The sequence below is a fragment of the Actinomyces sp. MRS3W genome (genome assembly GCF_032465695.1).
Taxonomy (GTDB): domain Bacteria; phylum Actinomycetota; class Actinomycetes; order Actinomycetales; family Actinomycetaceae; genus Actinomyces.
In genome coordinates, this window is record NZ_JAWDJJ010000001.1 from 1 (window position 1) to 1251 (window position 1251).

Below are 1251 nucleotides of genomic sequence, written 5' to 3' on the forward strand. Positions count from 1 at the left end.
GATCACCATCGGCTCCGGACACATTCAGGGCCAAGTCGTCGCCGCGGAGCAGCCCGCCAAGATGGCGGCGGCGGAGATGCTGTGCGAGACCGAGTCCGGCGCAGGCTTCACCGTGGCCGCCTTCGGCAGCTGCACGGACGGCACCGCGGTTCACCTGCTCACCGTCCCCTACGTCTACTCCTTCATGGCCACCAATGATCCGCAGGCCGAGATCATGGGGCTCAACGACGCCCAGCAGCTCTACGCCGAGCGCTACGGCGAGGGCGTGGACTACACGCCCAACGAGATGGTCACCTTCTGGTCCTTCCGCCTCATGATCGGCCTGGGCATGATCTGCATCGCCATCGGGGCCGCCGCCCTGTGGCTCACCCGCCGGAATCGCCTGGTCTCGTCCCCACTGCTCGGCAAGATTGCGCTGTGGAGCATGTGGCTCCCCTTCGTCGCCTGTTCCTTCGGCTGGATCCTCACCGAGATGGGCCGCCAGCCGTGGGTGGTGGTCCCCAACCTCGCCGATCCCGTCTCCCAGGTCTACATGCTCACCGCCGACGGCGTCTCCCCCACGGTCACCTCCGGCACCGTGTTGACCTCGATGATCGTCTTCACCCTCCTGTACGCCGCCCTCGGCGTCACCTGGTTCCTTCTGCTGCGCCGCTACGTCCAGGAGGGCGTGCGCACCCAGACGGCCGACGCCCTCGACCCGGATCGCCCGACCGGCGACGTCGCAGCGCCGCTGTCCTTCCAGTACTGACCGTCTGTTGCCCCGCACCGACTAGCACGTGGAGCCCGCCGTGACACTCTCCGTCCTCTGGTTCATCCTCATCGCGATCCTCTGGGTCGGCTACCTCACCCTGGAGGGCTTCGACTTCGGAGTGGGCATGCTGCTCAGGCTCCTCGGCCGCAATGAGCGCGAACGCCGTGCCATGGTGGGCACCATCGGCCCCCATTGGGACGGCAACGAGGTGTGGCTGCTGACCGCCGGGGGCGCCACCTTCGCCGCCTTCCCCGAGTGGTACGGCACGCTGTTCTCCGGGGCGTACCTCGTGCTCTTCCTCATTCTGCTGTGCCTCATCGTGCGTGTGTGCGCCATCGAGTGGCGCGGCAAGATCAACGACCAGGCCTGGCGCGACCGCTGGGACTGGGCGCACACCGTAGCCGCATGGATCCCCTCGATCCTGTGGGGCGCCGCCTTCGCGAACCTGGTGCAGGGCATGCCCATCGAGGTGGTCGACACCGCCAGCGGCGGGGTGGTGC

The 1251-nt window shown here is 67.9% G+C and carries 2 protein-coding genes; both read left to right on the forward strand.

What is annotated here, in order from left to right; genetic code table 11:
• On the forward strand, positions 1 to 748 hold a 748-nt coding region (locus RWX45_RS00005), incomplete at its 5' end, for a cytochrome ubiquinol oxidase subunit I (protein ID WP_316021750.1).
• Between the two features lie 40 nt (positions 749 to 788).
• On the forward strand, positions 789 to 1251 hold a 463-nt coding region (gene cydB / locus RWX45_RS00010), incomplete at its 3' end, for a cytochrome d ubiquinol oxidase subunit II (protein ID WP_316021751.1).